Here is a 3,080-nt window from a genome sequence, read left to right as displayed (position 1 = left end):
AATGCAGTTCGAGATGAAATTCGGCTTCATTTATCTCACTGGCCAGCAGAGCAGATTGTCACTTTCTATAATCACCTTGATGTTGAAAAAGTTCGAAATGAACTCCTACCCCGAACTCAGGCAAGGGAGGCTCTGAAATTATCGGACACCGCATGGGTAGTAGGAAGTGTTGGCAGGCTTCACCCTGATAAGGATCCCAAAACTTTAATTCGTGGATTTGCCTTAGCGCTTGAAAGATTACCAGAACAGTCGCTATTGGTCATGATTGGTACAGGCCGACTTGAAAACGAGCTCAAAAAATTAATCCATTCATTGGGCATTGAAAATAATGTGTTGTTACTCGGCAAAATCCCTTTAGCAAGACAGTATTTCAAAGCTTTCGACTGTTTCGTTTTAGCATCAGATCACGAACCGTTTGGTATGGTTCTATTAGAAGCTATGGCAGCAAACCTGCCGATTATCAGTTCAGATTGTGGTGGTGCACCAGAGGTTGTAGGTGATACAGGTTTATTATTTAAACTTGGAAATACAGATGAGCTTGCCGATAAGATTGCTGAGCTGGCAAATGGTGAGAATAAACCCAAAAGTTTAACTCAGCAACGACTTGAAAACTATTTTTCTGATGAATCAGCAAAACATACATTTTTCAGTCAGATACTTAAATCTGATCACTCAGAACTATTGAAATAAATTAGTTTGCATCGACAATTGGGGTGCCTGACCAGTTTATAGTCTTTTTAATAGTTTCTCTTTTACTTTGCCATTCTTTGGCAAGAATTAAGGCAAAAGGTAACCACAGCATTAACCAAACTTCATCAGGATTATTGATAATACTGTTACTATCAAGCATCAGGGTTAAAACCCCAGCAAAAAGAAATCCACCCCACCAGTTTTTTTGCTGCCATGCCATATTTAAAACACTAAGAATCATGATAGAAAACATCATTAATGGCACAATACCAAAGTGATAAAGTAAATTCACAAGTATATTGTGAGTGATAAATACCTCACTTCCATCAGGCTGCCATACCAAGTGTGGGGAGGGTGTTTCTGGAAAACCACACCCCAGCAATATTCCACAGTCTCGCCACGCTAACAGGTAGCCATTCCAGATAGCCAAACGATGCGAATCACCACGCTCAATCAGTTCAGTAGATTGGCCAGCCAAATCAAACATTGGAATCGATATAACTAATAATGTCAGTAAACCTGCAACCAGAAATATCAGTCCTTTATAACCGAAACCTCTTACCATACAGATCAACATAAAAGCACACCATACTCCCATCCCGACAAGACCAGTGCGACTCTGGAGGATTAAAGTAATGGCCAAAAATGCCAAAACAAAACCAATAAGTCCCTCCCAAAAATTTCTATTTTTAATCCAGTGTGGACCAACTATAAACAAGCTACAACTAATAAACATACTGATCTGAATAGGACTGTAGAGTCTTGATATACCGGGGTTCAGACGAGTCCCGAATGGCTCGTTGCCAATGAAATAAAAGGAAATAGCGCAGGCAGCAGTGTAAAGCAGCCCCCCCCAGAACAACATTCTGGCAAAGGTTTTACTGCTGAAAAAGTTTGGGTCTACAAAACGAGATATTGAATAAACAAATACCAGAACATATAGGGCATGAATTATTGCCCTAGTATGATAAAAAGCGGAATAAAAGGTAATGACCGAGCATAAAATCAAAAAAATCCATTCCGTTGAATTTATTGGCTTAAGTAATTTATGGTTTCTCAGTAAAAGATAAAGGCCAGGAATTGCAATGAAGATGTAATAAAAATTGTTCACCATTTTACTGGTAGGCAACACTAAAAAAGATGCCACAAATAATGCCAGCATCCAACTGAAATAGGTTCTAACGGTCATTCAAAAGTCTCTCGATTAGAGATTGGTACTCATTTCGATAACGTTGTAAAGAGAAGTGGGTCTGTAAGTATTTAAAGGACTGTTCTCCTAATTCTGCTCTTTGTTCTGCGGTCAACTTCAAACAATCACTAAGCACTTTTGCTAAATCATCAGGGTTTTGGACGTCAAAACACATTCCTCCAGCCGGACGAACAATGTAATCCATAGAGGGAATTGATGTCGTCAGTATGGGAAGTTTTGCCGTCATCGCTTCCATTAATGCCAGCGGTAGACCTTCACTATGAGAAGGCATAATCCAAATATCAAAAGCCTTTACATAACGAGCGGCTCCATCAACATTGCCTAAAAGAAAAACTTTCTCAGACAAGCCTAAGCTAGCAATTTCATCTTCTAATGTTTTACGTTCTTTACCTTCACCAATAATTGCTATTAAGACATCGGGGAATTGTTGATGGATCTTGGCAAAACCTCTTATCAGATCGATATGGCCTTTACGCTTATCAAGCCTTCCAATCGTGCCCACAATGGTCTTTGCCGTTGGCAAGTCGAGTGTTTTTCTGGAAAAGTCTGCTGGATAGAGCAGCGATAGCATCTGTTGCGAATCGATCGCATTTTCTATAACCGTGACATTGCGTTCATTAAAACCACAATTAAGCGCAAAGAGTCCTTGTCGAACTGATTCTGAAACTGCAACAAAATGCCATTTATGTGCAATTAACCTGACCATCAATCTTCGCATAAATGGCCGATAATCACTAAGGATGTGAACAACCGAAAGACATTTGGGTCGGCCAATAAGCAAGTGTAACCAGACCATTAGAGAAGTAGGTTTGAATCGGTTGCAAATTACAACATCAAAGTGTTCTCTTCTAAAGGTCTTAAATAATTCGTAGAGAGCTCGCAGCCTCAAACCCCGTAGATTTTTTTTTGGCAAATCGAGATAGATGGTTCTTTCCGCACAGCTCTCTTTTTCGCCGGGTTGAGGTTTCCCTGTAACAAATAAAGTTGTGGTAGCGAATTTTTCAGGTGGAAGTGCTTTGATTACCTGTTCCGCGAGGTCAGCTACATCAATCGGCTTTATGTTGTAACCTTGATGCAGTTGAAGGACAGAAATATCTCGTTTTGCCATCTAATTTGCTTTGTTGGAAATCCCCAAATTATACAGCATAATCCCCCGTTGGACTTTCATAAGCTAGACATA

Annotated in this window: 3 protein-coding genes; 1 reads left to right on the top strand and 2 read right to left on the bottom strand. The window is 39.8% G+C overall.

The features are described from left to right. Positions 1–690 (top strand): glycosyltransferase (locus B3M51_RS09755; protein WP_292758685.1); only part of this gene is annotated, 690 nt, incomplete at its 5' end. Between the two features lies 1 nt (position 691). On the opposite strand, the gene B3M51_RS09750 is transcribed toward B3M51_RS09755, so the two are convergent. Both B3M51_RS09750 and B3M51_RS09745 read right to left on the bottom strand, forming a co-directional pair. After that, on the bottom strand, positions 692–1,801 hold the full coding sequence (locus B3M51_RS09750) for an O-antigen ligase family protein (RefSeq protein ID WP_292758683.1): 1,110 nt from the start codon (positions 1,799–1,801) through the stop codon (positions 692–694). A gap of 67 nt (positions 1,802–1,868) precedes the next feature. Then, the gene (locus B3M51_RS09745; protein ID WP_292758679.1) at positions 1,869–3,008 is read right to left on the bottom strand and encodes a glycosyltransferase; all 1,140 of its coding nucleotides are present in this window, start codon (positions 3,006–3,008) and stop codon (positions 1,869–1,871) included. Positions 3,009–3,080 lie beyond the last annotated feature (72 nt).

Origin of the sequence: Methylophaga sp. UBA2689 (assembly GCA_002354555.1) — a bacterium.
Taxonomy (GTDB): domain Bacteria; phylum Pseudomonadota; class Gammaproteobacteria; order Nitrosococcales; family Methylophagaceae; genus Methylophaga.
The sequence above is the reverse complement of the archived record's forward strand: the minus strand, read 5'-3'. Positions and strand labels throughout refer to the sequence as shown.